Below are 26440 nucleotides of genomic sequence, written 5' to 3'. Positions count from 1 at the left end.
TTTTAGATCAATACCACAGGTAATATGCTATGAGGACAAGAAAAGTCAGAGCAAGAAATACAATGATAAATCGGATGAATGCACTACTGACTTTAACCTTGGTTGATTTTTTTGTCGTATGTACTTGTTTTCTGGGTGGCAAATTTAATAAATCTATTTTAGTAGTTTCATCATCCTCAATGTTTCCTTCTTCTGCTATATCTATGCTTTTTTCATCATCTGTAACTAATTTTCTTAGTTCGGCTGCTTGATCTTTAGATTGATTAGAATCCATTGTTTACACCTCTTTTTTTAAGCGGATGAGTAACGCAAGTACAAAGTCTGTTATAAAATGAGCTGTGATGGTTACAACTAAATTTCCAGTCAGCTCAAATATGTACCCTATCAAAAAACTGACAAACAAAACAGAGATCAATAAGACTGGTTTCTTCAAATAACGAAGGTGTACCAAAGCAAATGTTATACTTGCAACTATATACCCGAAAGAACTCTGTATTACTCCTCTAAATAGCATCTCTTCCGCAATAGCAACAAACATCGTAATTAACAATAAAGATGAAAAAGTTATGTTATTAAATAAGCGCTTATTTACCCCACCATCATCATAATATTCTGGTGGAAAAATTAACATTATAAGCAAGTCTATCAGCACAATAATTAAAGCTGTTCCTATACCAAACCAAACTATTTCTCCAGGGTCTATCTCGAATAAGTCGAACCACCTCGAGGGTGGATCAAACAAGAAGAAACTCAAAAGTAAACTTCCCACAAAAAATACAGTCTGGGTTAATACTACTTGTTGTCTTAATTCTTTATCAGTTAGTCGTTTAATTAATTCAGATTGTTTCATCGGGTGCCTCTATCAAAAGTAATTTTCTTAATTTTGTCTTCCAAGTATCATCCATCCCTTTTTTTTCTATATTAGTTTGTGGGGGATTCCATTGAGACCATTGGAAGTCACAATTACTACAGCATTGAAAAAGGGGTGATTTAACAGTGTTTTGAAATGCACTATACAGCCTCTTTCTCAGGCAACTTTTCTCCTCTGTCCATCTTAGAATTTCGGTAAGATTTTTTTCTTTTAAGCCAGACCTCTGATTCCTTAGTTTTATTATTTCTTCCTGTGCAGTTTTCCATTTCACCGGCTCGAAATAAATTGCTCTTCTTTTAATTATCCCTCTCTTTTCAAATTGAAAGAGTAAGAACCTCCACTGAATTTCACTTAATTGAAAGTAATTCTCTATTTCAATGTTATCAGTTGGCAGGGATTGATTCGCTATAACTAATTTTTCAAGTTGATGAAAAGTATATTCGATCTGATTATTAGTAGGGAGTTCTCCTTGAATCATAGATTGGGGAATATAAATATCACCAGGAGAAGACAAAAGTAAACTAACACATGTGTCTCCATCCCTTCCTCCCCTTCCCACTTCTTGAATAAAGCTTTCCAAATTCGGAGGCATATGAAAATGTATAATTAGCCGAATATTACTTTTGTTAATTCCCATCCCGAATGCACTTGTGCAACATATTACATCCAACTGATCATTCATAAACTGTTGTTGGATTGTAACACGGTCATATTGATCCATACCACCATGATAAAAAGCAATTCGAGCTTCTGTATTGCTTTTTAACTGTTCGGAAACCTTTTCTGTAGCTTCTCTGCTAGAAAAGTAAATAATGGTAGGTACCCTGTATTTATTAAGTAAGGGCGTTATTACCTGTAATTTTTCATTTTCGTCTACTACTTGCTGCACACTAAAAGTGATATTGTCTTTGTCCATGGGGTGTACATGGCGTGCGAATTCTTTTCTTCCAAGCGTTTTCACAATATCTGATTGTACCTGCAACGTCGCTGTTGCTGTCAACGCTAGTATTGGTGGATTATTTAATAATTCTATAGTAGATGCAAGTCTAAGATAATCTGGACGAAATTCATGCCCCCATTGAGAGATACAATGTGCTTCATCAATTACAAACAAACTGACGTGAAGTTCTTTTAGTAACCTCTGCAATCTATCCTGCTGTAAAATTTCTGGAGAAACATATACTAATTTATAGTAGTGTATATTTTTGTAGATGTGGTTTCTCTCTGATCTGGAAATAAAGCTATTAATTGCAGCTACTTTCTTGAAATGCGAGGCCTTCAATTGCCGCACTTGATCAACCATCAGTGAGATCAATGGGGATACAACAATGGTTACTCCTTCCAGAAGCTTTGCAGGTAACTGATAGCATATGGACTTACCTGAACCGGTAGGTAAAATGCCTAATACATCTTTCCCTTTCATTACATCCAGGATTATTTCTTCCTGACCTGTACGAAAAGCAGAATAGCCAAAATGTTTTTGTAAATTTTCTCTTAATATACGTTTATTTATCACGTTTATCACCTGAATGGGTTGTGTTCTTAATTAATGACAATACTAACCTGATCTCAAAGTAGCTTACTTCGTGATTAATATTCTCTTTAATATCTTTTAACATATACGATTTTGTTTGTTGGATCGCTTGCATTATGGATTGTTGAGTTTCTTTATTAACATACTTTTCAATTGGGAATGTTCGATCATGGATGGCGATTTCTACAATATGATCATATATTGTATTATATTTTAATTTTCTAATCTGGGCAATTGCAGGAATATCATGTCCCTTTTGTAAAAGTCGGTTTGTGATTAAAGCTGAATTCGTTAATAGAGTATTTTCGGTTTGGAGGTCAGCTGCAATAAAGGTGAGAAAAGGGAATCGCTTTTTATTTGTAATTACAACCTGCAACATATTTTGTGTCATTGCTGTAATTAATAATTGTACTTCCAAATATGACTTACCATATTTATTTGCCAGCTGATCTAAGCTTAATCCATATTGGTCAAAACCAGTTAAACGGTCAATAAATAGATGAGCTTCTTCATCGGTAAAATAAAGAAATAATTTTTTAAGTTCCTCATACAATTGGTTGAGTATTTCTCTGGGTTGATAAACAGAGCTGCTATAAATTTTCTTCACCCACCTTTCTGTCTCTGGATCATTGACGATCGGTAGAAAAGAGTAATTATTCAATGATGTATTCGTAAATGTTTGAATGAGGAGTACTAATCGCGAGTAAAACTTTAGTGAAGTGTTAGCATATGTTAGACCATTAAAGTAATGAATGGAGGAGCTACCAATATTTTTGCCCAACCATTCATTTCCTAATTCTGTCAACAAATAGGTCGCTATTTTTGGTTCTACATCTGTTTTTTTTATTAAATTTTGTCTAAGTAATTTCTGCATTTCTTTATTAAAATCAGCTTTTCTAATATCTTTAGCGCTATAATAAAATTCTGTAAGTCGATACATATGAATATCCTGTATGGTTTGTATCGAGCGCTTTCCTTTAAGAATATGAAAGATAGCTGAGCTGGAACGTTCCCCATTTAGTCTCTTTATACTTGTGAGTAGCAGTGCTTCTAATATCAATCTATTTCTTCCTTTACTTATAAAATTATTGAATTACGGCACGATCAGATTTAAACTATAGTAAAGGTTTTGAACAAAAACGAAAATGCCTTAAAATAAAAGGTACAAGATAAAATCAAACACTTGTGACTTTACTATTAAGGTCTGTCTGTCGGAAGTTAGACATAGCCAGAAAGAAAATCAAAACCTTTATACTTTTTTTAAAAAGCTCCCTTTAGACGAAGGAGGTTCTAAAATGTCTAAATTCACAGCTGTTGATCAAGAAACATGTATAGCCTGCGGTGCCTGTGGCATTAACGCTCCTGATATATTTGATTATGATGATGAAGGAATAGCATTTTCCTTACTTGATAGTAATTCGGGCACAGTGATCGTTCCGGAACATTTGGAAGAGGATCTAATAGATGCTTGGCAAGGCTGTCCGACTGACTCCGTAAAAGTGTCAGAAGCTCCATTTAAAAATAATCTTAAATGTGTTAAGTAAATATTTAAATACCAGTTTTATTGTAAACTGGTATTTAAATAAATAACACTTACCTATATTTACTTAGAAGAATGAAAATCAAATACAATTTTATCCCCAGGCTTTAGCTCGTAATTCTTTGGGTTTTCAGTAGTTGCCTCTCCGTTAACAGTATAGTACCACTGCTTTCCCTTATTCTCTTCTATTGACAATCGTTCAATCGAGGTAATTTCATCATTGTGGGAATTTGTTTCTACATAAAAATTATTCATCATTACATCAAGTAGATTATTCCCTTTTACTACTGATATTTCTTTTTCATGTAGATATTCACTCCCATTGTCCTTTGAAATTGTAATTAATACAGTATTTTCTTTCTTACTCATTTCATCTCCGCATCCAGCCAGCAAACAAATTATAATTAATATTATTCCCAGCTGAAGTGGTTTTTTAATCATCTCCAAACCCTCCACAATTTCACAAGTAGGTTACTTGATAACGAAAAAAATCAGCTTAGATTTTGATCAAGATGGTGTAGCTTAAACATAAAAGTAGTTCCTTGATCCAGCTTACTTTTTACCGTAATCAACCCATTATGAGTATCAATAATATTCTTTGCTATAGATAAACCCAGGCCTGTACCTTTTTGTTTATGAACTCTTGTCCTAGATTTGTCTGCCTTATAAAACCTTTCAAAAACAAACGGCAGATCTTCCTCAGAAATTCCACTGCCATTGTCAACTACCTTAACTTGAAGGGCTTCACTATCAGAAAAAACTTCAACATTTACATAGCCATTTTCTGCCGTATGACGGATAGCGTTATCAATTAAATTTGTAAAAACCTGATCAATTCGGTCAGGATCAAAATAAGCTGTAGGAACTTCAAGTTTTTTGGAAAGAGTTAGAGATACATTATTATCGTTTGCCAGTCCACTGAATTTCTTCATTATACGATCTACATATGGACCTATCTCAACTTCTTCGATATTTAATTGAATATTTCCTGCTTCCATTCTAGCAAGATCTAATAATTCATTTACTAATCTTCCAAGCCGGAGTGATTCATCATGAATAATTTGTGCCAATTCATTTTTTTCCTCTTTAGAATCTGCAATATCATCTACAATTGCCTCACTATAGCCTTGAAGCATAGAGATAGGTGTTCTTAGCTCATGTGACACATTTGCTATGAAATCCTTCCTGAGCTTATCCAAGCGTCGCTCGTCTGTCATATCCCGAACCACAGCAACCGCTCCGCGCACGTAGGATTGGTCATATAAAGGTGTCATAAGCATTACCCAGTTTCTTCCTTGTAGACTGAATTCATGTAAGACTTCTGGTTTCCCTTCAATGACTTCCCTTAACAACTCTTTTAACTCATCAGGAATTTTTCTTTCTTCATTGTTGACAGTTATGTTATTTTCAAAATACCAATCTTCAATAAACTGCTTTGCAGGTCCATTCGTTACAATCATATCGCCATTCCGATTCATTGTAATTACACCATCAGCCATTGAGCTAACGATGCTTGAAAGCTGTTCCTTTTCTTGTCTTAATGCGTTTATATGAAACTTTAACTGTCTTCCCATACGATTAAATGCCAAAGCCAATTCCCCTATTTCATCATGAGTTAATATCGGCACTTTCGTATTAAATTCTCCACGAGTTAGATCAAAAGCAGCTTCACGCATTTTAATTAAAGGCGAAGTTATTCTTGTTGATAGGAAAAAAGCAAATATTGTTGTAAGTACAATAGCAATTCCAGCAGCTAAAAAAATTATTTTAGTAGTTTCTGCTTTAGTTTGTTCTATAACATCCAAGGATTGGTAGACAAATATCGCACCATTTCCAGGAATAGGCATTCCAACAATCATTACTTCGGTTTCTTCATTTGGCAGTGTAATTTGTTTCCTAATTTCTCTCTTTTCAGTCAGTACATTTCTTAAATCAGGTTCATGATTGATTAGTTGTCTGTTTAGTTCCATTAACTCTTTATTTTTACTATCAGAAACCCAGCTTTCTCCATCTCCAAAGAAAATTGCAATTCTACTGGCGGGGTTTTTCACTCGTTCAGTAGTTTCCTCAATTAACGATGCATTTTGATGCTGTTCCACAAGGACTGAAACCTTTGTAGCTGTTTGTATCATTGCTTTTTCAGCCTCTTGGATGTGGAAGTTTTCGAAAAACTGGAGCAACAAGATTGTTAAAATAAAAAGTACAAATGAAACAAGTAGCAAGATTGTAATTGCCAGCTTCCCTACTACACTACGCCAGAACATTAAACATCATCAACTTCGAATTTATAACCTACACCCCATACAGTCACAATCATTTTTGCAGCATCCTTGGAAACATTATTAAGCTTTTCTCTAAGACGTTTCACATGGGTATCTACTGTACGTAAATCACCAAAAAATTCATACTGCCAAACTTCTTTCAATAAATGTTCACGATTGAAAACCTTGTCTGGTGACTTTGCTAGAAAGCATAATAATTCGTATTCTTTTGGCGTTAAGCTAACTTCCGCGCCATCTGCTGTAACCCGATGTGCATCATGGTCAATTGTGATATGTGGGAAAACGAGGATATTGGTAGAAGTTGATTCAGTCTGATTAAAAGCACCTGTGGTTACTCTTTTAAGTATAGCCTTAATCCGTAAAACAACTTCGCGAGGGCTAAAGGGCTTGACAATGTAGTCATCCGCACCAATTTCAAAACCCTGTACTCGGTTGGCCTCTTCTCCTTTAGCAGTGAGCATAATTACCGGTGTTGATTTTTCTTTTCTTAGCTCTTTACAGACTTCTATCCCATCCATTTCCGGCATCATAATATCAAGTAAGATAACATCATAATCATTATTTAACGAAAGTTCTAAAGCGTCTGTACCATTATCTGCCTCTTCTACTGTGAAATCTTCACGTTCCAAATACATTCGAATCAGTCTTCTTATTCTTTCTTCATCGTCTACAACTAAGATTTTCGGTGATGTTTCCATCAGTGTTCCCCCTTTGCAATTACGGAAAAATAAAAAATATTAAACAATTAACTAATAATGACTCGCCTTATCTAACATAGTAATAGTAGGCTAATAATATTATCTCTTTACATAGAGTATAAACTATAAACTATAAAAAGTATAAGAAAAAACAAGGCATCTCTTTTTCAAAAGATGCCTTGTTGGAAGAATTAAGCGTATGAATGTAAACCTGCCAACACAAGATTTACTGCAACTAGATTAAACATAATTATAGCGAAACCTACAGTTGCGAGCCAGGCAGATTTTTCTCCATGCCATCCTCTGGAAAGTCTTAGGTGAAGAAAAGCAGCATAGAAGAACCAAGTAATTAGCGCCCATACTTCTTTCGGATCCCAGCCCCAGAAACGTCCCCACGCTTCCTGTGCCCAAATTGCAGCGAATATTAAACCACCTAAAGTAAATACAGGGAAACCAATTGCTACAGCTCTATACGTGATTTCATCAAGTAAATCAGGTTTAGTATTTTTCAACAATGGTTGAATAACTGCACCAATTCGTTTACGAAGTACAACTCGTAAAAGTACGTATAATACAGTTCCGGTTATAAACGACCAGATTAGTGTATTAAACTTTCTGCCTGCATCTGCCCCGTGCATCCAAGCAGGAGTTTCAAATAAAGGTTGATTTGCATCTTTCGTTAGCAATTCCCCATCATTTGGACCTGCTATAGGAGGTAAATGATAATTAGACTCCAAAGTTTGTCCGCCTGTTGGATAAGTAAAGGTAGCATTATAATTCATCATATTAAAGGTTACTGTAATAACAATAAAACCAACAAACACGATTAATGAGTACAATACTACTTCTAGCCATGCTGTGCGTTTACTGCTCTTCGTCTGGTCAATTTGTCTTATTAAATAGATCAATCCCGATACAAAGCTAAAGGCCAAAATACCTTCTGCAAGTGATACGGTTGTGACGTGAATATATAGCCAGTGACTTTGCAACGATGGAACCAATGGCGATATATCAGTAGGGAACATGCTGGCATATGCAATAATAATTAATGCAACTGGTAATGCAAATAATCCTAAAACCTGCAAATCATAGATAAAGTAAATGATGATAAATGCCAGTACCAGAGACATCCCGAAAAAGGTCATAAACTCAAACAAATTACTAACAGGTACATGACCACTAGCTATCCATCTGGTCACAAAATATGTGAGTTGGGATAAAAAACCAATAATAGTAATAGTAATTCCTATTTTACCAGCATTTCCCTTCTTTGAACTTGTGCGTTTGTCCTTTATCGTAGCAGCAAAAAAAATGGTTGCTATTAAGTACAGTATAAAAGTTATATATAACATCGTACTACTGATCGTTGTTAAATCTCCCATGTATATCCTCCTAATATAAACATTGGTTAATCATCAAGTTCCTGCTGATCATTCACCATATTAACTTGTGTACCAGCTATCACTTTTTCAATGTCTTTTTTGACACCAAACCAGTTTTTATTTGTATGTGCAGCCATTAATAAACCACCATTTGATGGTTGTATCCAAATTCTTCTATGCTGCCAATACATCCCCTGTATTACACCAATCATGAAGATCAACGCCCCTAGACCGAAGAAAGGTAAGGAGTAGTCACGCTTTACAGCTAAACCACTAACATCATGCATTTCAAAGTCGGTAATTCCTAACTTATAATCATTTTCACCAGTAGCATCAATATTCTTACCTATGCCTAAAAAGCTAACTTCTGCTTCTTCGCTATCTGGTGGATATACTAAGAGTACAAATGCAGGATTTCTGGGAAAGTTAGTTTTTGAAGCAGGAATATTATTATCGTTTAAGTAATAGTCAGGATAATATTTACTTATCTCCACTTTAAAACCGTTATCTAAAATGTATTCCGGTTTAGGCGAATTTAAATCAATTGTAAACGATCCCAGCGCTTTTTCTTCTGCATCCTCAACTTCATGCAATTTAAATGTCATGTTGGTAAACTCATTTAATTGGTAGCCAGATTGGTAAATCGAATAACCATCGAATTGGATCGGTTGATTCATACGAATACTATCTTCAATAATTTTTGTTAGGTCAGGGTCTGCTCCTGGTACGGAAGATTCCTCTGCTTTATATATAATAGCATTTGTCTGAAAATTGCTTGGGATCTCTCCACCTTCTTTAACAATTGCTTCCTGGAATTTTTTGTCATTTTTATCATATGTTTCAATGATAAAATCTTTGTTTTCTATATAATACTCTCCGTCTGTTCCAGGAATCACTAATTGCTGTCCTTCTCTTACCCATACGTATTCATTGGTATAAAACAGCGGGGTTAAGCGCAAAATCGCTGCAAGTAAAATAATAATTAAACCAATATGATTGACATATGGTCCCCACCTTGAAAAACGGCCTTTTTCAGCTAGGATATGACCATTCTCTTCTTGAAGCTTATACTTTTGATTTTTTAACTGTTGTTTAATTAATTGTATCTCTTCATCGGTCACCGCATTCGTTTCACTGAACAATCGTTGTCTTCTCAAAAAAGTTTCATGACGCTTGGCTTTTTGTTTCTTTAATGCTTTGTATAGCGGTACGAAACGGTCCAAACTACATATAACTAGAGAAATACCGATTAAAGCGATTAATACCATATACCACCAAGAACTATATAAATTATGGAATCCAAGCTGATAAAAAATTAAACCAAAAATACCATATTGAGCCTCGTAGAAAACAGCTGGATCCCGGGATGGTGCATCGGCAGGTATGTACATTTCTTGAGGAAATATGGACCCAATTGCTGAAGCGATCAAAGCAAGAACAATCAGCCATACCCCTACTTTAACAGATGAGAAAAAACTCCAAATTTTATCAATGATGGATTTATTGTATGTTTGAGATCTTCTTGCTGTACCGTCATAACGCATGTTTAATAGCTTTTTTTTATCATTTCCGTCAATATGCTGGTTTCCTTCAATCGGCTTTCCACATGATTCACAGAGCACTGTCCCTTCCGGATTAACATGCCCGCATTCACACTTTATTTTATTCATTTAAATCCCTCGCAATAAGTTAAAATGATATTAGCTTTTCGGCTTAATATCCTGCAAATAACTTTCCAATCTGTCTAACGTCAAGGCCCCTTCCACAACTTCAACTATTTCGCCTTCGGGGTTAATAAATAATGTGCTTGGAATCGGCCCTATTTTATACAAATCCTTCACTTCACCTGATTTATCAAACGGAACAGGAAATGTAAGACCATATTCATCGATGAAACGTTTAACCACTAATTGAGTGGCATCAAGACTTACAGCTACAATCTCAACTCCTTGTTCTTTGTATTTTGGATAAAGCTTTTGCATATAAGGCATTTCAACTTTACAAGGCTCACACCATGTGCCCCAAAAGTTAAGCATGACTCCTTTTCCCTTTAAGTCGCTAAGTTGAATTGTTTCTAGCTCATTATTCTCATTAATCTGTTGGAGCTGAAAATCCGGTGCTTTGTCACCCGCTTTATAAATAGCATTATCTTTCTGAAAATGGGAAACAAGTGCAAAAATGACTGCACCAACTAAAATTGCTAATATAATCGAACGAAAAATCAGGCGATTACGTTTCTTTACTTTCTTATTTTCTCTAATTTTGTCTAAGCTCAAGCCGATCACTCCCTCAGCTATTATACCATTTAAGCTTACTTCTAATTTTGACTATTGTTTAACAATTTTCTAATGCAAGATTTCTCATTTGCTTTACTTCTTTTGGAGTAAGCGGTCGATACTTCCCTGGTTGCAAACCTTCCAATGTTAACATGCCATACTTTTCTCTTTTAAGCTTAATAACAGGATAGCCAAGCTTGTCCATCATTCTACGTACATGTTTATTTTTTCCTTCCTGCAAGGTTAACTGAATAATACTAGTATTTTTATTTTTGTCCGTAGAAAGGATATCGTAACGTACAGCCTTCAATAAGTCTCCCTCGTCGCGAACTCCTTTTCGCAGTAAGCCCAATTCTTTTTTTGTTGGGAGGCCTTTAACCTTAGTAACATATACTTTTTCAATTTGATATTTAGGATGCATTAGCAAATTAGCGAACTCACCATCATTCGTAAGAAGAAGAAGTCCAGACGTATCATAATCTAATCTTCCTACAGGAAAAACTCTCTCTTGTATATCTCCAAGTATTTCTGTTACGACTTTTCTCCCCTTGTCATCCTTCACACTAGAGATAACCCCTCTAGGTTTGTAAAGCATATAATATACAGGCTCTTCTTTTTCTAAAGGAACTCCATCTATTTCTATCTGGTCTCCTTGAGTTACCTTTGTACCTAATTCCGTAATTGTTTTTCCATTTACTTTTACTTTTCCATCTATAATAAGTTGTTCCGCTTTTCTTCTCGAAGTAACTCCACTTTGTGCTATTACTTTCTGAAGTCTTTCTAAAGAGTTTGTCATCTTTTTATCACCATTTCCACAAAATTTTCTTACACAATAATAGCGTTAACTTTATGTTAACGCTACTAAGTCATTATTTATTATCCAAACACCAATTTTACTACAATTACTGATGCTATTATACCAAGAAGGTCTGCTAATAGTCCAACTTTTAAAGCATACCCCATTTTCCGAATACCAACTGCCCCAAAGTATACCGTTAAAATGTACAATGTCGTATCAGTACTTCCTTGCATCGTGGAAGCAAGTCTGCCAATAAACGAATCAGGGCCATGTGTGCTAATTAGCTCTGTAGTCATTCCCAAAGCAGCGGTTCCTGATATAGGCCGGACAATTGCTAAAGGAATAATATCAGGCGGAACGCCCATATAGGATAGGGCCGGTGCTAGTAAGCCAATAAAAGCTTCCAAAACCCCAGAGCTTCTTAAAATTGAAATGGATACAATCATACCTACTAAAAAAGGAAGTAAGGAAAATGCCATCTTGACACCATCCTTTCCTCCTTCCACAAATGATTCATAAGCTGGTACTCTTTTCATTGTAGCGGTTATCAAAACCAGAAGTAAAAAGCACGGTATAAGCCATGTGCTTATAGAGGTTATTAACTGCATGATCTATCCCCCCACATTTAATATAAACTTTTCGCCTATTTACTTATTCTAAAGAAGATTACTTCAATTATTTTTAACATAGCATAAAGCATGGTTATTTTTTGTTTTCTCTATAGGCGAAAAAGCGATCAATTAGTATAGCTCCAGTGGAAGAGATGACAGTAGCAATAATTGTTGTACCAACTATTTCTGTTGGTGAGACAGAATCATATTGCATTCGTATAGCTATGACGGTTGTTGGTATGATCGTGAGACTAGAGGTGTTTAATGCCAGAAATGTAATCATAGAACGGGATGCAGTTTCGCTACCGCTTAATTGCTTCATTTGTTCCATTGCTTTTATGCCTAGTGGTGTTGCTGCATTTCCTAACCCAAATATATTTGCAGTAAAATTACTTAAAATATACCCCATGGCCGGGTGATCCTTTGGCACTTCGGGAAATAATCGAGTTACAAAGGGGCGAAATAATTTAGCAGGAATTTTAATATTCCAGCTTCTTCAGCTACCTTCATAATCCCAAGCCAGAACACAAGAACACTAATGAGACCAATCGATAGTGTTACTGCTTCCTGAGCGCTTGCAAATAATGCTTTATTTACTTCTTCCATTGTTCCATTAAACATTGCATAAATAATACCTATGATCGCCATAGAAGCCCAAATTATATTTACCATATAGAATTCATACCCATAACTTTTTCTATCATGTATTTTAGATCTGCGGATAAGTCCCTACGTTTCGGATGATCATATACAGAAGCTTGCAGTATAGGTTGGTTGTTAAGGTAAAATACCGACTTACCTATCGGATTATTAGCTGATTGCTTGGTTTTAGCAAGCAACACGTTTTTCTGCACTATCCTGTCCGTTTCATCTTCAGTTAGTGGGTATTCTACATCATCCCTGATATAACCTGAAGTCAGATTGTTTATGTCATCAAGTTTATATAATTTTTCTCCCTTTTTTTCCACTGTCTTCATTTTATAATTTTTAAAACCCCATTCAAATAATTGAATATGGTCATTCCAATCGTCTGGTGCATCTAAGGTAACGGCAATTAACTTCATCCCATCTTTTTCAGCAGTTGTGACAAGTGTTCTTCCAGTCTTTTTGGTATAACCTGTCTTTCCTCCTGTACAATATTTATAATACTGAGTAAGTAATTTATTTTTATTTCTCCAGCTGTAGGTTCTTGCATCAGATAAGTAAGTCTCTGCTCCACTAATTGCTCTAAATTTTTTATTATCCATTGCATATTTTGTAAGCAATGCCATGTCGTAAGCTGAAGAATAATGCTCCTTTGCATCAAGACCGTGTGGGTTCATAAAATGAGAATCATTCATACCTAACCATTTAGCCTTTTCATTCATTAAAAAAGTAAAACCTTCCTCACTACCGCCTACGTGCTCACTAATGGCCACCGCGGCATCGTTTCCAGAGCGAAGCATCAAGCCATATAAAAGGTCTTCCAGAGTCATTTTTTCCCCTTGTTCTAAATATATTGAAGAACCCTCTGTATAAACTGCTTTACGGCTTGCAGTTACTTTCTTGTCTAAATTTCCAGATTCAATTGCTATAATCGCAGTCATTATTTTTGTAATACTGGCGATGGATTGTCTATCGTAAGCTCTTTTTTCAAATAAAACTCTTCCTGATGAAGCTTCCATTAATATAGCATTATTAGCTGAGACTGCAGGGGATGCTTGTCCAATCCTTGGGAAAGCAATAATTAACAAAATAGTCATCGTAAGTATGATATAACGCATAATAGTTCTCCTCCACCGTAGTAGTGTCTTTATATAATATGCTTGTATATATCGAGTATGAGTAAATTTTACATTCTACCATCGTCAAAGATCGAGAAGTACTGTTCGCTAATGAAACTGAGAGTACATGCTCTCCAAAAATAAACAAAAAAGTTGACGTTAAGTAACTTTTTTTTAAGTAATATTGTATTATGCCTGGTTATGTACTTAGATGAAATTCGCTTGAATGGACAATTAATTTCACTGGTAATTTCATTATCAGCAATTATATGGCTATTCCTATTAGCGCCGGGCTTACATACCCAGCTCTGCATTCACCTATCATTCACTTAATTTTTCATTGAATTGTTTAAAGAAAAGATCTGCATCTTCCTCTACATTGCTTGGATCTGAGACCTCTGGAAGTGGGGGAAGTTCTTCTAGAGAAGTTAATCCGAAGAACGTTAAAAACTCTTTTGTTGTTGCAAAAAGAACTGGTCGACCAATTCCTTCTCTTCTTCCTACCTCTTCAATTAGCATACGAGCAATCAATGTTTGTACTGGACGATCACTTTTAACTCCTCTTATTTCCTCAATCTCAGTTCTGGTGATCGGTTGTCGATATGCAATAATAGCAAGTGTTTCCAAAGCTGCCTGGGAAAGCTTCGTAAGCATTGGTGTTTCCAACATCTTTTTATAATAGGAACTGTGCTCAGGTTTAGTTGTCATATAGTACTGTTGATTTGACTCCAAAATAGTTACTCCTCTGTGTTCACTTTCGTAGTCAAAACGTAATTCTTCCAATATGTGAACAACATAATCCTCGGGCACTTCTATAATTTTTGAAATTTGTTTGCAAGTAATTCCTTCGTCCCCGCTTGCAAAAAGGAGACCTTCTAAGATCGCTTTGTGTTCCGTAATTTCCACGTTTATTCCTCCATATGATAAACATATAAAGCTTCAAAATGTTTCTCTTGATTACAATAGACTTTATTATCTTTCATTAGTTCCAGTAATGCCATAAAGGTAACTACAATCGCACTATTTGATGGAACGCTGAATAATTCATAAAATAGCAAGCCCTCTTTAGCTCTGCTAACTTGTTCAAATATCTCGTCCATCCGCTTTTCTATAGATATTTCCGCCTTACTTATTCTTGTCTCCAGTGGTTCTTTCCATTTTTTTCTTTCCATCATCTTTCCAAGCGCGTGCAACATATCATACACAGAAATATTTCCTCTAGTCAAGGTAGGTGGTTCATTTAACAATTCTTCAAACGAAGAAGGGGGACGTGTGTGAACTTGATTTAAGTCTTCTTCTCTCTCCCTTAATTTTTCTGCAGCCTCTTTATATTTTCTATATTCAATTAGCCGCTCCATAAGTTCAGTCCTTGGGTCTTCCATATACTCCTCTGTATCTTCCACTATATCAGGCTTCGGCAAGAGCATTTCGCTTTTAATGGCAACCAATGTTGCAGCCATTACCAAGTATTCACTTGCAACGTTCAATTCAAGTCGTTGCATTGTATGTATATAGTTCATATATTGTTCAGTAATTACAGCAACTGGAATATCATATATATCTATCTCATATTGGTTAATTAGATGTAAAAGTAAATCAAGTGGCCCCTCGAACTTATCTAGTTTCACCTCATATGCCTGATTCATTTTTAACAACATCCTTTCTAATTTTTGTTGCATGAGTTTGGCATAAACGCCTATACAAACAACAGGGTCCCTACATAATTTACTAATGTAAGATAAATAATAACACAATTTATTTGTCTTAAGAAGAAAAAGGAGGAGTACTATTATGAGCAATAGTTATGGATATGGCGGCGGTTTTGCGCTAATTGTAGTTCTATTTATTCTGTTAATAATCGTTGGGGCAGCTTGGTTCTAAACCAAAACTGTATAACAATGCCGTAAAATAAAAAAATAAAAAGCCAGCCCTTCATATAAGAGGGCTGGCTTTTTATTTAACTAGGGCACTATAGATTTAAAACTTTGGATACTTTATTACTGGATTAGCCATGTCCAGATTTTTAATTAACCATTATGTTCATCTACATCATCACATTTTGTATAGAACTGTTGCACTTCATCACTTGCACAGACAGCGTATTTCTCCTGATATAGATTACTCACTTCAATAACCATTTTTTTACCTATTCCATTATTTCGGTGAGATGGATTGACAGATACGTGTTGAATAACAGCATTAATTTCATCTTCAATCTTTAAACCTACAGCACCTAATATATCATCATCTTCTTTCCACAAAAAAAGATGCCAATCTGGATTAGTTTCATATTCTTTTATCGTCTGCTGTAATTTTTTCACGTCTTTTTTTTCCTCAGGCATAAAAGATAATAAACCCATGGCGATTTTTTCTAAGTTCTTCTTATAGCGAATTAACATAGATACCCCTCATTAACAAAATAACTTAAATAACAGGTTATCCTGTTGTTTATTAAAATTAAACTAACATTTGAATAAGTAAGATTTGATTCGTATCTTTTTGCTTGTTATTATATATATTTATACATTATTATTATTATTTGTCAACTCTCGCATAGCTATTATTAATAAGGATGAACAAAAATCTCCCAAATAATACCTTTTTCAACTATATGTATGTCTAAATTCTTCTGATAATCTCCTTAAAAATGGTATAACCATCCGTTTGCTTTTCCTTTATCTTAAAAGGAATTAAATTTACAACCGCTAGCCAAATATTAAATAAAAGAAATAAAGAAGTATAATTGTTAGGTATCCAATCATAAAGTAAATAAACAATAAATGCTATTATAGCATTCATAATAGGACCGGATAAGCTGATCCATATAATCTCTCTCAATTTATATGGATGTTTCTTTTCATGCTCTACTACGCCGCCTAAAAAGTAAAGGCTATAGATGGAGAGCTGAAATCCTTTCCGGGAAATTCCCCCCAGTTTTTTTCCAGCTCCGATTGAAACTTCCACCTTATGTGCTTTTAACACAATAGCCATTAATGCATGACCGAGTTCATGCATTGCAATACTAATTGGCGCTACAATTAATATCAGATAAAACAGTAAAGGTATACTCATTCTATTTTATCCTTACACCTACTACTCAGAAAAAACTTTCATTTCTTTCATTTGATCTCCATTTTTCATTGCTTTGGCATGCTCAATGCCTGAGGTTACTTTACCAAATACCGTGTGCACCCCGTCGAGATGCGGCTGAGCTTCATGCACAATAAAGAATTGACAGCTACCTGTATCTTTTCCTGCATGCGCCATAGATAAAGAACCTTCTTCATGCTTATGAGGATTTCCTTCAGTTTCACATTTTATAGTGTAGCCAGCAGAGCCCGTTCCATTTCCAACTGGACAACCACCCTGGCTAACAAATCCGTCAATTACTCTATGAAAAGTCAACCCATCATAAAAGTTATCGTTGGCAAGTTTTTCAAAGTTAGCAACAGTGTTTGGAGCTTCATTTGGGTATAATTCAAATTCTATTTTATTACCATTTTCCATCAAGATATAACCATGTTTAGACATAGGTCACAACCCCTTTACTATTTTTCAACCAGTGTTATTTTACCACTTAATTTATTTTATGAAAAGAAATGCTTACTTTAAACATAATGTAAATCATTTTTTGTAACATCCATATAGCTTTCTCGACGTACAACTAATTTTTCAGTTCCATTCTCTACAAACACTACAGCTGCCTTAGGCAAGCGATTATAATGATTTGCCATTGAATAGCCATAAGCCCCTGTTGAAAATACGGCAAGCACGTCACCATTGTTAACTTCTGGAACAGGCAAGTCCCAGATTAACATATCGCCGGATTCGCAACATTTACCTGCAACGGAAACATCCCTCACAGGAGGGTGTGACGCTTTATTCGCAATAACTCCTTCATACTTGGCCTGATATAACGCTGGTCGCATATTATCTGTCATTCCTCCATTAATGGAAATATAATCTCTCGTACCCGGTATATGCTTTTGGGAGCCAATCGTATACAAGGTGATCCCTGCATTTCCAACTATTGCTCTGCCTGGTTCAAGCCAAATTTCAGGCATCGGTATGCCCATTTTACGGGAGTGGTTACGGACCGCTTTGACTAATTCCTCTATATAAAATTCATAAGGAATAGGGTTATCCTTTTCCGTATATCTAATTCCAAAACCGCCCCCCAAATTCAATACTTCTGGAGTATAACCATGTTTTTCCTTCCAAGTATTCAACTCCTGAAATAATAGCTCTACAGCAATTAAAAAACGATCAGTTTCAAAAATTTGTGAACCTATGTGGCAATGCAACCCTTTAAATTGGATCCTGCTGTGTTCATGTAATAAACAGAACGCTTTTTCAGCCTGTCCATTATTTAAATTAAAACCGAATTTAGAATCTTCATTTCCAGTCATAATATATTGATGTGTTTTGGATTCAATTCCTGGAGTTACCCGAAGAAGAACATCCATTTGTTTTTCATGCTTTTCAAGCAAGCTTTCCAGTAAATGTATTTCATTAAAGTTATCTATAACAATACAACCAATGTTATTTTCGATAGCCATCGTAAGTTCTTCTTCACTTTTATTATTGCCGTGCATATGGATTTTCTCTGTAGGGAAATCGGCTTGGATCGCAGTATATAATTCACCTTCCGAGACAACATCCAAGCAAAGGTTTTCCTGTTTTATTACTTGGAGCATAGCAATTGATGAAAAAGCTTTGCTCGCATATGCTACTTTAGCATTTACATTTAAATTATTAAATGTTTGAACAAAAGACCTACAATTTTTACGAATTAATTCTACATCATATACATACAATGGTGTCCCATATTTGCTTGCTAAATAAGTAGTATCTATCCCTCCAACTTCTAAATGACCTAATTCATTTACTTTAAAGGGATGATTGTCAATAATCATGCTTAAGTTCCTCCGTTCCCCAACACCTAAATATAATTACAAACTTTATCATAATAATGAAAATTTTAAAAGAGCTAACATCATACTTAGCTCTTTTTAATTGGTTGACTATAGTTGTTTTTCGGATGCACAATACTCGGTCTACTATTACTGTATGGTTTAGGGACCCGAAAAATAATTTGTAACATTGCTCGTGGGTTAAATGGAATAAATGGCCATAAGTAAGGTGTTTTTATGGAACGTAAATGGATTAAAAAGAGTAGGTGTGACAATACACCGATAGTTAATCCGTAAACCCCAAAGAAACCCACTGCCAAAACTAATCCTAAATTTATTAACTTATTTGCCACGCTCAATTCATAACTTGGTGTAACATAAGAGCCTATTGCGCTTACTGAGATATACAGAATTACTTCCGGACCAAACATCCCAACATCAATTGCAATTTGTCCAATCAGAACGGCTGCTATCAGACCCATTGCTGTTGCTAAAGGTGTGGGAGTATGAATTGCTGCCATTCGCAAAAACTCTAAGCCGATTATACCTAATATGATTTGATAGGTGATAGGGATATTCCCCTCATCATTTGGTCCAATAAAAGCCAGTTCTTTCGGTAAAAACGTTGGTTCAATAACAAATAACAACCAGACGGGCAAGAGATATAAAGATATAAAAACAGCAATAAACCGAATGAGACGAATAAAAGTTCCTGTTAGAGGTGCTTCCCTGTATTCCTCAGCGTGCTGCATATGATGAAAAAAAGTAGTTGGTAAAATAATGGCACTTGGGGAAGTATCTACAAAAACAATAACATGTCCTTCTAACAAATGAGAAGCCGCTACGTCTGGTCTTTCTGTATACCTTACTAGGGGGTAAGGACTCCATTTTCTATCGATAATAAACTCTTCCAACGTTTTGTCGGCCATTGTAATCCCATCAACTTCAATTTTTTCAATCTTATCTTTAATAGTTTTTACTAATCCATCATCAGCTACGTCTTCCAAGTAAGTAACACACACATCCGTTTTGGAACGTTCTCCCACTTTCAACATTTCATTACGTAAACGAGCGTCTCGAATTCTCCTTCTCGTTAGAGCTGTGCTTTCTACAATGTTTTCGGTGTAGCCATCACGTGATCCACGAATCACTCTTTCTGTATCTGGTTCTTCAGGGGTTCGACCAGGATAATTACGTACATCAATGACAAAGGCAATTTTTTCACCATTTACAAAGACGATAATTAATCCGGAAAGCAAATTATCCACGACTTCATCCATCGTTTCTACTTCTTCTACCTGTTGATGCACTAACCGATTATTGACAATTTCTTTTAACTTCTTGGAATTTGCTTCATTATCATTTATTTGAATAAGAGTTTCTAAAATTTCTTGAATAATAACAGAATCACATAAACCTGTCACATAATATAACTGAACCTTTTTTCTTAATAATGTAATTTCGCGGAACCCCAAATCAAAGGAGACATCTAGTCCAATTCTTTTTTTCATATATGTTTGGTTATCCATTATATTAGATGAGACCGCTATTTTATTATCTCGGCGTTTCATTGCTTTCACCCCTAAATCAGTTATTTAACAAAATACAGCCATTGAAATAATGAACCGGCAATCTTACCAAACACAAAAGCCATTAAAAGGAATAATAAATAATCATCCATTCCAATCCTTTTTGATAATACTGGAAATACGTTCAAAACCTCAGTTAAAGCCGCAGCAAGCATGCCATTAAAGATACCATGAAGCAATCCCCATACAATTAGCATAATAGTTGGCTGATCCCAGCTAATATTAGCAAAGGAAATAAATGTACCAAAGATAGATGCAATCAGCACACACGCACCGTATACTTTCACTAATTTTTTTCTTTTTGTCAGTTGTACCATTCGCGGAATAACCCCAAGAACAGTCAGAAATGCTACAAAGCCAGCTCCGACCGCTATCCCTCCGGAAAATCCAATAAGTGCTTGAAAAAAATTAACGATTATTTCTTTCATCGTCCAACATATTTTCATTTTGGATTAAATAATCATCTAAATTTTGCTGGTAATTATTAATCTCGATTTCCAGGGGGCTTGGTTCCTCATTAAATTTTTTGCTAAACCAATGATTAAAGAACAGTAACATACCTATCCCAAGTCCAATTGAGTAAGGGACCTGAATCCATAATGGAAACTCATTCTCTTGTCCTGTCAATAAAAAGTGGAGCTTTTGCTGAACTTCCTGCATACTGACATCATAATGAAAATTCATGATCGTCATTGCGGTGCCTATGAATAAAATTAGCCATACGATTACTACCAGAAGAAAGGATAATGGCTTTTTCTTTTCATGAATCCGAATAATACATTGAGCTGGGCCTATAACTTGCAGTTCCAACTCAGGGAATTTTTTATTTAAATAATCAATGATTAAAAAACTGTCAATTACTACAATATTTTTATCCTTTTTTGTTATGTGATAAATAGTTGTATTATCCAGCTCTTCTTTGTAAGAAGAATCTATGGAGATATGTGCAATATTTTTTAAGGTAACTTCTTGATATTTAGGTAATTCAACACTTTTTTTCATTCTAAGATAAACAATAGACACAGGATCTCTCCTCTAAATGATAATCTACCTGTATTGTTTACCAAAAAAGGAATTATTATTAGATTCAATTGCAAATGTTGCGTACAAATAAGTTTGTTCATTCATAGTTGGAGGGAAATGCGACGTAACTTGTGGTGGACGGAGTAATTCATTTTACAGAGGAAGCACCCATTGATTTGCGTTTCAGGCGGAAGCTTTCACACCTCCGGGTACAAGCGCGACATCTGCTCGTGCCCTCACAGTGTCTTCTTTGCCGCCAGCATGGCCTCGGCCGCTTCCTTCGCTAAGGTCCGTGCAGAGTCTTCAGCTCATGCTATTCCGGTAAGAATCACCCCCTTCCGCTCCAATCAATTTGTACGAGCTTTAAAAGAGTGGTTTTTTTCACTTGTCCTTGAGGATGTTAAGCTAGCTTTTTACACCTGATACTAAAGTCACTTATAGCTTATAAAGTAAAACTAAGCGGAGGAAAATACGGAGACTTCTGGGGGAGATGAGGCATAGGTGAGACCCCGGAATGCGTTAGCATGAGGAGGCTCATCAGCCGCCCCCGAAAAGCGTAGTTTTTTCCGTAGCGGTGGTGTAATCAGATTCAATATTTCAGTGAACTTTCCAGCAACACAGTTATTTTTCTTACGCTTAAGACGAAAAGTTACTTCGCATTTTATCCATTTTGCGAATCATTGGATAACTACATTATTTGTAGTATTATCCAAATAGGTGGTAATGATGAATATACTTCTTGTCATGTAAAAAGATCACCATCAGTATGGTGATCTTCTTTGTTATGTACCATCTATGTTGACTTTCATATCCTGCAGGATTTTTTTCTCAAGTCTGGAAACTTGTACCTGCGATATTCCCAGTCTCTGGGCAACTTCAGATTGTGTTTGATCTTTGTAGTATCTTAAATAGACAATCAATCTTTCTCGCTCATTTAAACCTCGAATCGCTTCCTGCAAAGTGATTTTTTCGAACCAGTGGGAGTCTTGCTCAGCAATTTGATCAAGTAAAGTGATAGGATCCCCATCGTTCTCGTAAACTGTTTCATGAATGGAATGCGGTGACTTTGAAGCCTCCTGTGCATGTACTACTTCTTCAGAAGAAATTTCTAATGCGTTGGCTATCTCATTAACAGTAGGAGACCTACCAAGTTCTTTAGTCAATTCATCCTTTTTTCTTCTAATTTTGTTTCCCATTTCTTTTAAAGAACGACTAACTTTTAAACTGCCATCATCTCGAAGAAAACGTTGGATCTCTCCAATAATCATAGGTACGGCATATGTTGAAAATCGAACATCATAGGATAAATCAAATTTATCAATCGATTTTATTAAACCAATACTTCCAATTTGAAAAAGATCTTCTTGTTCGTAGCCTCTATTCATGAAACGCTGAACAACTGACCAGACAAGACGGACATTTTTTTCCACCAACAAGTCCCTTGCACTCATATCACCTTGTTGACTTCTGCGAATATACTCTTTTACCTGTTCATCAGTTAGTGTCTTGTTTTCTTTTTTAACGTTTACATTCATAGACATCCCTACTTACAAACAGTCTTACTGTTTATTAGTTGTTTTGTCATGTGAACTGTTGTTCCTTCACCTGGATTAGAAATAACCTCAATAGTATCCATGAAATTTTCAATTATTGTAAACCCCATTCCAGACCTTTCCAAATCTGGCTTTGAAGTGTATAAAGGTTGTCTTGCTTCTTCCACGTCACCTATACCTACACCGTTATCCTTAATAACTAGTTCAATCTCACCTTCGTGAATAATGCACTTAATGAAAACCTGATGGTTAGGTTCATTATTGTAACCATGAATAATAGAATTAGTTACTGCTTCAGAAACAACTGTTTTAATTTCCGTTAGTTCATCCATAGTAGGGTCCAATTGGGAGATAAAAGCACCAACGGTCACCCTTGCAAAAGACTCGTTCTCACTTACACTTAAAAACTCTACTGCCATCTCATTTTTCATGAAGCCACCCCCAACGTTTCTAAGGCAAATTGCTCACTTTCTTCCAGTCTGATTATTTTAAATAACCCCGACATCTCAAATAGTCTTCTTATTGGCGGAGAAATAGAACACACTACCATTTCCCCACCGAGTTGTAGTACTTCTTTATATCTGCCTAAGACCACTCCAAGTCCGGAACTATCCATAAAGCTTACAGCTTCCAGATTTAAGATCACATGTTTTATCCCATGTTTATAAATTTCTTCTTTCCATTTATCACGAAGCTCTTCTGCTTCGTGATGATCTAACTCACCGGAGAGCCTAACGATCAATACTTCATCTTTCACTTGAAATTCTGCACTAAGACCCATCTTCTTTTCCTCCTTACATAACTTCATATGACTCTCTTTCTATATTGATTGATTGAAATCCTGCTAAGTGACAAAAGAAGAAGTATTTCATTGAAATTAGAAGATATCACCTAGAATTCGCTAATTTTTGCACAGATCTTTTAAATAAGGTTAAATAAGATGCCTTTTCGATATCTTCTTTCACTGTAAGTGGTGTCTTAGATAACGTTTTGTCTCCGTCCTTTACATATAACATTCCTACTTTAGCTCCCTTTTTCAAAGGTAAAGTAAATTCAGAGTCTAGTGTAATGACAGTTTCAACATTCTTTGTGTCTTCGCCTTTTCGGTGAACGGTACTTATAGACTCTGAAGTAATTATTTCAATATTTTTTCTTTCTGCCTTTAAAAGATTTAATGAAGTTATTCGCTCACCTTTATCAAATATATGCTTTGTTTCATAATGATTAAATGCATAATCCAGCATACCCGATATTGTTGCATTCCTCTCTTTAATCGTCCCTGCGCCCATCACAACAGCTATAACTCTCATGTCATCTTTCTTGGCAGTAGCAGTTAAGCAATACTTTGCTTCATTGGTATAACCTGTTTTCAACCCATCTACGCCAGGGTAAAACTTTACAAGTTTATTTGTGTTAACAAGCCAAAATTCATTTTCTTTCCCTTTTCTCAAATAATCTTCATAAATGGAGGTATACTTTGTGATTTCTTCATATTTCAAGAGTTCTTTCGCTATCATAGCCATATCATAGGCTGTGCTATAGTGATCTTCTGCCGGTAAACCAGTTGTATTTTGAAACTTTGTGTTTTCTAAACCTAGTTTCTTTACTTTTTGATTCATCTTTTTTACAAACGCTTTTTCACTGCCAGCAATTCTTTCTGCTAAAGCAACGCTTGCATCATTGCCAGAGGCAACTGCAATCCCTTTAAGCAAATCTTTTACAGTCATTTCTTCGCCTGCCTCCAGAAAAATCTGAGAACCTCCCATAGAAGCAGCACGCTCACTCACCCTAACTTTTTCTTCGTACTTTAAGTCACCTTGTTCCAATGCTTCCATAATTAATAATAATGTCATAATTTTAGTCATACTAGCAGGGGGTAATTTTACGTGTGCATCTTTATCATAGAATACTTGACCAGTATCTCTTTCTAATAAAATTGCAGATTTCGCATTATCTGCAAGGTTAATTGAATTGGTTTGATCTCCTTTACTTTCTTCCGCATATACTGACATTCCAAATAAGCTATAAACAATTACCATCATACTGGTTATGAGTAACTTTTTCTTCATCGTACTACCTCCAACTCATTTTATATAAGTATAGGATTCCCATTAGTAAATATATTTATACTGCTTTATAAGTCAGTTTAGCGATGTAAATAAACTCATTTGAAATGTTAAGTGCCGTAACAAATACTTTAAAGCCATAAAGAAAAATCCGAACTATGATTCATATTAAAAGAATCAGTTCGGATTTCCCATAATTAAAAATATATTTTCTTAAACATTAATCTGTATAAACCTCATAGATTAATGTTGGTGCTTTAATTTCTGACGAAGCTATGGTGATGTTCTTATATAATAATTGTTTTACTTCTTCAATGTCTTCTTTGTTGGAATGGACAGTCAGTAAGGTCTCTCCTTTTTCAACTGAATCTCCGATCTTTTTATGCAAAACAATACCAACACCTAGATCAATCTCTGATTCTTTAGTTGCTCTTCCTGCTCCTAGCATCATTGCTGCAGTACCAATTTCATTTGCAACAATTTCAGAAACTGTGCCTGCTTCTTTAGCAGGTACATCTATCTTATATTTTGCTTGTGGCAAAAGTTCTGGTTGATCAGCGACGGAAGGGTCTCCACCTTGAGATTCAAGGAATTCTTTAAACTTTTCAAATGCTTTACCGTTTCGCAAATTTTCTTCTAATTTGTTTCTGGCTTCATCTAGATTTTCCGCTTGTTTAGCCAGAACTACCATTTGACTACCTAATGTTAAACATAACTCAGTCAAATCTTCTGGGCCTTTACCTTTTAAGGTCTCAATTGCTTCTTTCACTTCCAGCGCATTACCAATGGCATAACCCAAAGGCTGACTCATATCGGAAATAACCGCCATTGTGTTTCTTCCCACTTTATTTCCGATGGATACCATCGCCTTAGCCAGTGACTGAGCATCTTTCAAATCCTTCATGAAAGCACCGGAACCTGTTTTAACATCAAGCACGATAGCATCCGCTCCAGAGGCTATTTTTTTACTCATTATAGAACTCGCTATCAATGGGATAGAGCTAACTGTTGCTGTGACATCACGTAAGCCATAAATTTTCTTGTCAGCTGGAGTTAAATTGCCTGACTGACCAATAACAGCTACTTTATTCCTGTTTACAAGATTTATAAATTCATCATTTGATATCTCCACATGGAAACCTGGAACAGATTCTAGTTTATCAATTGTACCTCCTGTATGTCCCAAGCCACGACCGCTCATCTTGGCTACCGGGACACCGACAGAGGCTACCAAAGGCGCAAGTATTAAAGTAGTTGTATCTCCTACTCCACCGGTGGAGTGTTTATCTACTTTTACTCCGTTTATATCGGAAAGATTAATTTGATCGCCGGATTCAACCATAGCTAACGTCAGGTTTGCTCTCTCTTCTTCCGTCATATCTTGAAAATAGATAGCCATTAAAAGTGCGCTGGTTTGGTAATCCGGGATATCTCCGTTCGTATAACCCTCGATAAAATAGTTAATTTCTTCAGAAGTTAATTCTTCTCCATCTCTTTTTTTCTCAATAATGTCATACATTCTCATCTTTATCGCCCCTAA

Annotated in this window: 29 protein-coding genes and 1 pseudogene; 2 read left to right on the top strand and 28 right to left on the bottom strand. The window is 35.5% G+C overall.

Translation table 11 applies throughout. The annotated features are described in order from the left end of the window. Positions 1-7: 7 nt before the first annotated feature. From JCM12304_RS05175 to JCM12304_RS05160, 4 genes are read right to left on the bottom strand one after another with little or no spacing between them, the layout of a single operon-like run. Positions 8-274, bottom strand: coding sequence for a hypothetical protein (locus JCM12304_RS05175; RefSeq protein WP_060678861.1), 267 nt, complete (start codon positions 272-274; stop codon positions 8-10). Positions 275-277: 3 nt separating this feature from the next. Beyond that, a complete protein-coding gene (locus tag JCM12304_RS05170) occupies positions 278-850 on the bottom strand; it encodes a CPBP family intramembrane glutamic endopeptidase (protein ID WP_060678860.1) in 573 nt (190 codons plus the stop codon). Then, complete coding sequence (locus JCM12304_RS05165; RefSeq protein ID WP_060678858.1) at positions 837-2387, bottom strand: RecQ family ATP-dependent DNA helicase; 1551 nt, start codon at positions 2385-2387, stop codon at positions 837-839. The genes JCM12304_RS05170 and JCM12304_RS05165 overlap by 14 nt, the downstream gene beginning before the upstream one ends. Further along, a complete protein-coding gene (locus JCM12304_RS05160) occupies positions 2377-3465 on the bottom strand; it encodes a YpbB family protein (protein ID WP_060678856.1) in 1089 nt (362 codons plus the stop codon). The genes JCM12304_RS05165 and JCM12304_RS05160 overlap by 11 nt, the downstream gene beginning before the upstream one ends. 235 nt (positions 3466-3700) lie before the next feature. On the opposite strand from JCM12304_RS05160, the gene JCM12304_RS05155 reads away from it, so the two are divergent. Next, on the top strand, positions 3701-3949 hold the full coding sequence (locus JCM12304_RS05155) for a ferredoxin (protein ID WP_060678854.1): 249 nt from the start codon (positions 3701-3703) through the stop codon (positions 3947-3949). A 59-nt stretch (positions 3950-4008) separates the two neighbouring features. On the opposite strand, the gene JCM12304_RS05150 is transcribed toward JCM12304_RS05155, so the two are convergent. The 12 genes and pseudogenes from JCM12304_RS05150 to JCM12304_RS05095 all read right to left on the bottom strand — a co-directional run bounded on the left by JCM12304_RS05150 (position 4009) and on the right by JCM12304_RS05095 (position 15402). After that, on the bottom strand, positions 4009-4386 hold the full coding sequence (locus JCM12304_RS05150) for a DUF4430 domain-containing protein (protein WP_060678853.1): 378 nt from the start codon (positions 4384-4386) through the stop codon (positions 4009-4011). Positions 4387-4436: 50 nt separating this feature from the next. Beyond that, complete coding sequence (locus JCM12304_RS05145; protein WP_060678850.1) at positions 4437-6209, bottom strand: ATP-binding protein; 1773 nt, start codon at positions 6207-6209, stop codon at positions 4437-4439. Then, positions 6209-6925, bottom strand: coding sequence for a response regulator transcription factor (locus JCM12304_RS05140; RefSeq protein ID WP_060678848.1), 717 nt, complete (start codon positions 6923-6925; stop codon positions 6209-6211). The genes JCM12304_RS05145 and JCM12304_RS05140 overlap by 1 nt, the downstream gene beginning before the upstream one ends. Before the next feature lie 191 nt (positions 6926-7116). Continuing rightward, complete coding sequence (gene ccsA, locus JCM12304_RS05135; protein ID WP_019378339.1) at positions 7117-8307, bottom strand: cytochrome c biogenesis protein CcsA; 1191 nt, start codon at positions 8305-8307, stop codon at positions 7117-7119. A 26-nt stretch (positions 8308-8333) separates the two neighbouring features. Next, positions 8334-9977 carry a cytochrome c biogenesis protein ResB gene (gene resB / locus JCM12304_RS05130; protein WP_060678847.1) on the bottom strand — a complete coding sequence of 548 codons (1644 nt, stop codon included), beginning with the start codon at positions 9975-9977 and terminating at the stop codon, positions 8334-8336. A gap of 30 nt (positions 9978-10007) precedes the next feature. Continuing rightward, entirely contained in the window at positions 10008-10583 is a 576-nt protein-coding gene (gene resA, locus JCM12304_RS05125) for a thiol-disulfide oxidoreductase ResA (protein WP_060678845.1), read from the bottom strand. Between the two features lie 58 nt (positions 10584-10641). Continuing rightward, complete coding sequence (locus JCM12304_RS05120) at positions 10642-11379, bottom strand: pseudouridine synthase (protein WP_019378336.1); 738 nt, start codon at positions 11377-11379, stop codon at positions 10642-10644. 80 nt (positions 11380-11459) lie between these two features. After that, on the bottom strand, positions 11460-11990 hold the full coding sequence (locus JCM12304_RS05115) for a spore maturation protein (RefSeq protein WP_019378335.1): 531 nt from the start codon (positions 11988-11990) through the stop codon (positions 11460-11462). Positions 11991-12084: 94 nt separating this feature from the next. Continuing rightward, positions 12085-12665: pseudogene (locus JCM12304_RS05110) on the bottom strand (nucleoside recognition domain-containing protein). Continuing rightward, positions 12659-13756: a D-alanyl-D-alanine carboxypeptidase family protein gene (locus JCM12304_RS05105; protein WP_060678842.1), complete on the bottom strand. Its 1098-nt coding sequence runs from the start codon at positions 13754-13756 to the stop codon at positions 12659-12661. The pseudogene JCM12304_RS05110 and the gene JCM12304_RS05105 overlap by 7 nt, the downstream one beginning before the upstream one ends. A gap of 321 nt (positions 13757-14077) precedes the next feature. Then, a complete protein-coding gene (gene scpB / locus JCM12304_RS05100) occupies positions 14078-14662 on the bottom strand; it encodes an SMC-Scp complex subunit ScpB (protein ID WP_019378332.1) in 585 nt (194 codons plus the stop codon). Between the two features lie 2 nt (positions 14663-14664). Beyond that, positions 14665-15402: a segregation/condensation protein A gene (locus JCM12304_RS05095; protein WP_060678840.1), complete on the bottom strand. Its 738-nt coding sequence runs from the start codon at positions 15400-15402 to the stop codon at positions 14665-14667. Positions 15403-15547: 145 nt separating this feature from the next. Here JCM12304_RS05095 and JCM12304_RS05090 point away from each other — a divergent pair, with 145 nt between their 5' ends. After that, positions 15548-15637, top strand: a complete 90-nt coding sequence (locus tag JCM12304_RS05090) for a YjcZ family sporulation protein (protein WP_019378330.1) — start codon at positions 15548-15550, stop codon at positions 15635-15637. A 146-nt stretch (positions 15638-15783) separates the two neighbouring features. On the opposite strand, the gene JCM12304_RS05085 is transcribed toward JCM12304_RS05090, so the two are convergent. From JCM12304_RS05085 to JCM12304_RS05030, 12 genes are all read right to left on the bottom strand, one after another. Beyond that, positions 15784-16155: a GNAT family N-acetyltransferase gene (locus JCM12304_RS05085; RefSeq protein ID WP_060678838.1), complete on the bottom strand. Its 372-nt coding sequence runs from the start codon at positions 16153-16155 to the stop codon at positions 15784-15786. Between the two features lie 220 nt (positions 16156-16375). Then, positions 16376-16828, bottom strand: coding sequence for a M50 family metallopeptidase (locus tag JCM12304_RS05080; RefSeq protein ID WP_060678837.1), 453 nt, complete (start codon positions 16826-16828; stop codon positions 16376-16378). A 21-nt stretch (positions 16829-16849) separates the two neighbouring features. After that, positions 16850-17287 carry a peptidylprolyl isomerase gene (locus JCM12304_RS05075; protein ID WP_019378327.1) on the bottom strand — a complete coding sequence of 146 codons (438 nt, stop codon included), beginning with the start codon at positions 17285-17287 and terminating at the stop codon, positions 16850-16852. A gap of 77 nt (positions 17288-17364) precedes the next feature. After that, on the bottom strand, positions 17365-18672 hold the full coding sequence (gene lysA, locus JCM12304_RS05070; RefSeq protein WP_060678834.1) for a diaminopimelate decarboxylase: 1308 nt from the start codon (positions 18670-18672) through the stop codon (positions 17365-17367). Between the two features lie 86 nt (positions 18673-18758). Then, complete coding sequence (locus JCM12304_RS05065; RefSeq protein ID WP_019378325.1) at positions 18759-20240, bottom strand: spore germination protein; 1482 nt, start codon at positions 20238-20240, stop codon at positions 18759-18761. 20 nt (positions 20241-20260) lie between these two features. Continuing rightward, on the bottom strand, positions 20261-20686 hold the full coding sequence (locus JCM12304_RS05060) for a stage V sporulation protein AB (RefSeq protein ID WP_060678833.1): 426 nt from the start codon (positions 20684-20686) through the stop codon (positions 20261-20263). Next, on the bottom strand, positions 20667-21281 hold the full coding sequence (locus tag JCM12304_RS05055) for a stage V sporulation protein AA (RefSeq protein WP_019378323.1): 615 nt from the start codon (positions 21279-21281) through the stop codon (positions 20667-20669). Before JCM12304_RS05055 ends, JCM12304_RS05060 begins: the two co-directional genes overlap by 20 nt. Before the next feature lie 782 nt (positions 21282-22063). Then, positions 22064-22816, bottom strand: a complete 753-nt coding sequence (gene sigF, locus JCM12304_RS05050; RefSeq protein ID WP_019378322.1) for an RNA polymerase sporulation sigma factor SigF — start codon at positions 22814-22816, stop codon at positions 22064-22066. A gap of 8 nt (positions 22817-22824) precedes the next feature. After that, on the bottom strand, positions 22825-23265 hold the full coding sequence (spoIIAB, locus tag JCM12304_RS05045) for an anti-sigma F factor (RefSeq protein ID WP_019378321.1): 441 nt from the start codon (positions 23263-23265) through the stop codon (positions 22825-22827). Further along, positions 23262-23615 carry an anti-sigma F factor antagonist gene (gene spoIIAA / locus JCM12304_RS05040; protein WP_019378320.1) on the bottom strand — a complete coding sequence of 118 codons (354 nt, stop codon included), beginning with the start codon at positions 23613-23615 and terminating at the stop codon, positions 23262-23264. Before spoIIAA ends, spoIIAB begins: the two co-directional genes overlap by 4 nt. A 106-nt stretch (positions 23616-23721) precedes the next feature. Continuing rightward, positions 23722-24903 (bottom strand): D-alanyl-D-alanine carboxypeptidase family protein, encoded by a 1182-nt coding sequence (locus tag JCM12304_RS05035; RefSeq protein ID WP_060678831.1) that lies wholly within the window; start codon positions 24901-24903, stop codon positions 23722-23724. A 217-nt stretch (positions 24904-25120) separates the two neighbouring features. Then, the gene (locus tag JCM12304_RS05030) at positions 25121-26425 is read right to left on the bottom strand and encodes a pyrimidine-nucleoside phosphorylase (RefSeq protein WP_019378318.1); all 1305 of its coding nucleotides are present in this window, start codon (positions 26423-26425) and stop codon (positions 25121-25123) included. Positions 26426-26440: the final 15 nt, after the last annotated feature.

This window comes from Virgibacillus halodenitrificans JCM 12304 (assembly GCF_001310895.1).
Lineage (GTDB): Bacteria > Bacillota > Bacilli > Bacillales > Amphibacillaceae > Virgibacillus_Q > Virgibacillus_Q halodenitrificans.
Note: the sequence above shows the minus strand (reverse complement) of the source record. Positions and strands in the feature narration are given on the sequence as shown.

Coding starts and splice junctions, on each gene's coding strand:
- JCM12304_RS05170 (WP_060678860.1), bottom strand. CDS start 850: ATGAAACAATCTGAATTAATTAAACGACTAACTGATAAAGAATTAAGA.
- JCM12304_RS05075 (WP_019378327.1), bottom strand. CDS start 17,287: ATGTCTAAACATGGTTATATCTTGATGGAAAATGGTAATAAAATAGAA.
- JCM12304_RS05145 (WP_060678850.1), bottom strand. CDS start 6,209: ATGTTCTGGCGTAGTGTAGTAGGGAAGCTGGCAATTACAATCTTGCTA.
- resB (WP_060678847.1), bottom strand. CDS start 9,977: ATGAATAAAATAAAGTGTGAATGCGGGCATGTTAATCCGGAAGGGACA.
- JCM12304_RS05175 (WP_060678861.1), bottom strand. CDS start 274: ATGGATTCTAATCAATCTAAAGATCAAGCAGCCGAACTAAGAAAATTA.
- JCM12304_RS05155 (WP_060678854.1), top strand. CDS start 3,701: ATGTCTAAATTCACAGCTGTTGATCAAGAAACATGTATAGCCTGCGGT.
- JCM12304_RS05090 (WP_019378330.1), top strand. CDS start 15,548: ATGAGCAATAGTTATGGATATGGCGGCGGTTTTGCGCTAATTGTAGTT.
- spoIIAA (WP_019378320.1), bottom strand. CDS start 23,615: ATGGGTCTTAGTGCAGAATTTCAAGTGAAAGATGAAGTATTGATCGTT.
- spoIIAB (WP_019378321.1), bottom strand. CDS start 23,265: ATGAAAAATGAGATGGCAGTAGAGTTTTTAAGTGTAAGTGAGAACGAG.
- JCM12304_RS05105 (WP_060678842.1), bottom strand. CDS start 13,756: ATGCGTTATATCATACTTACGATGACTATTTTGTTAATTATTGCTTTC.
- JCM12304_RS05095 (WP_060678840.1), bottom strand. CDS start 15,402: ATGAATCAGGCATATGAGGTGAAACTAGATAAGTTCGAGGGGCCACTT.
- JCM12304_RS05115 (WP_019378335.1), bottom strand. CDS start 11,990: ATGCAGTTAATAACCTCTATAAGCACATGGCTTATACCGTGCTTTTTA.
- sigF (WP_019378322.1), bottom strand. CDS start 22,816: ATGAATGTAAACGTTAAAAAAGAAAACAAGACACTAACTGATGAACAG.
- JCM12304_RS05065 (WP_019378325.1), bottom strand. CDS start 20,240: ATGAAACGCCGAGATAATAAAATAGCGGTCTCATCTAATATAATGGAT.
- JCM12304_RS05060 (WP_060678833.1), bottom strand. CDS start 20,686: ATGAAAGAAATAATCGTTAATTTTTTTCAAGCACTTATTGGATTTTCC.
- lysA (WP_060678834.1), bottom strand. CDS start 18,672: ATGATTATTGACAATCATCCCTTTAAAGTAAATGAATTAGGTCATTTA.
- JCM12304_RS05150 (WP_060678853.1), bottom strand. CDS start 4,386: ATGATTAAAAAACCACTTCAGCTGGGAATAATATTAATTATAATTTGT.
- JCM12304_RS05080 (WP_060678837.1), bottom strand. CDS start 16,828: ATGAGTATACCTTTACTGTTTTATCTGATATTAATTGTAGCGCCAATT.
- JCM12304_RS05120 (WP_019378336.1), bottom strand. CDS start 11,379: ATGACAAACTCTTTAGAAAGACTTCAGAAAGTAATAGCACAAAGTGGA.
- JCM12304_RS05035 (WP_060678831.1), bottom strand. CDS start 24,903: ATGAAGAAAAAGTTACTCATAACCAGTATGATGGTAATTGTTTATAGC.
- JCM12304_RS05140 (WP_060678848.1), bottom strand. CDS start 6,925: ATGGAAACATCACCGAAAATCTTAGTTGTAGACGATGAAGAAAGAATA.
- JCM12304_RS05085 (WP_060678838.1), bottom strand. CDS start 16,155: ATGTTAATTCGCTATAAGAAGAACTTAGAAAAAATCGCCATGGGTTTA.
- ccsA (WP_019378339.1), bottom strand. CDS start 8,307: ATGGGAGATTTAACAACGATCAGTAGTACGATGTTATATATAACTTTT.
- JCM12304_RS05030 (WP_019378318.1), bottom strand. CDS start 26,425: ATGAGAATGTATGACATTATTGAGAAAAAAAGAGATGGAGAAGAATTA.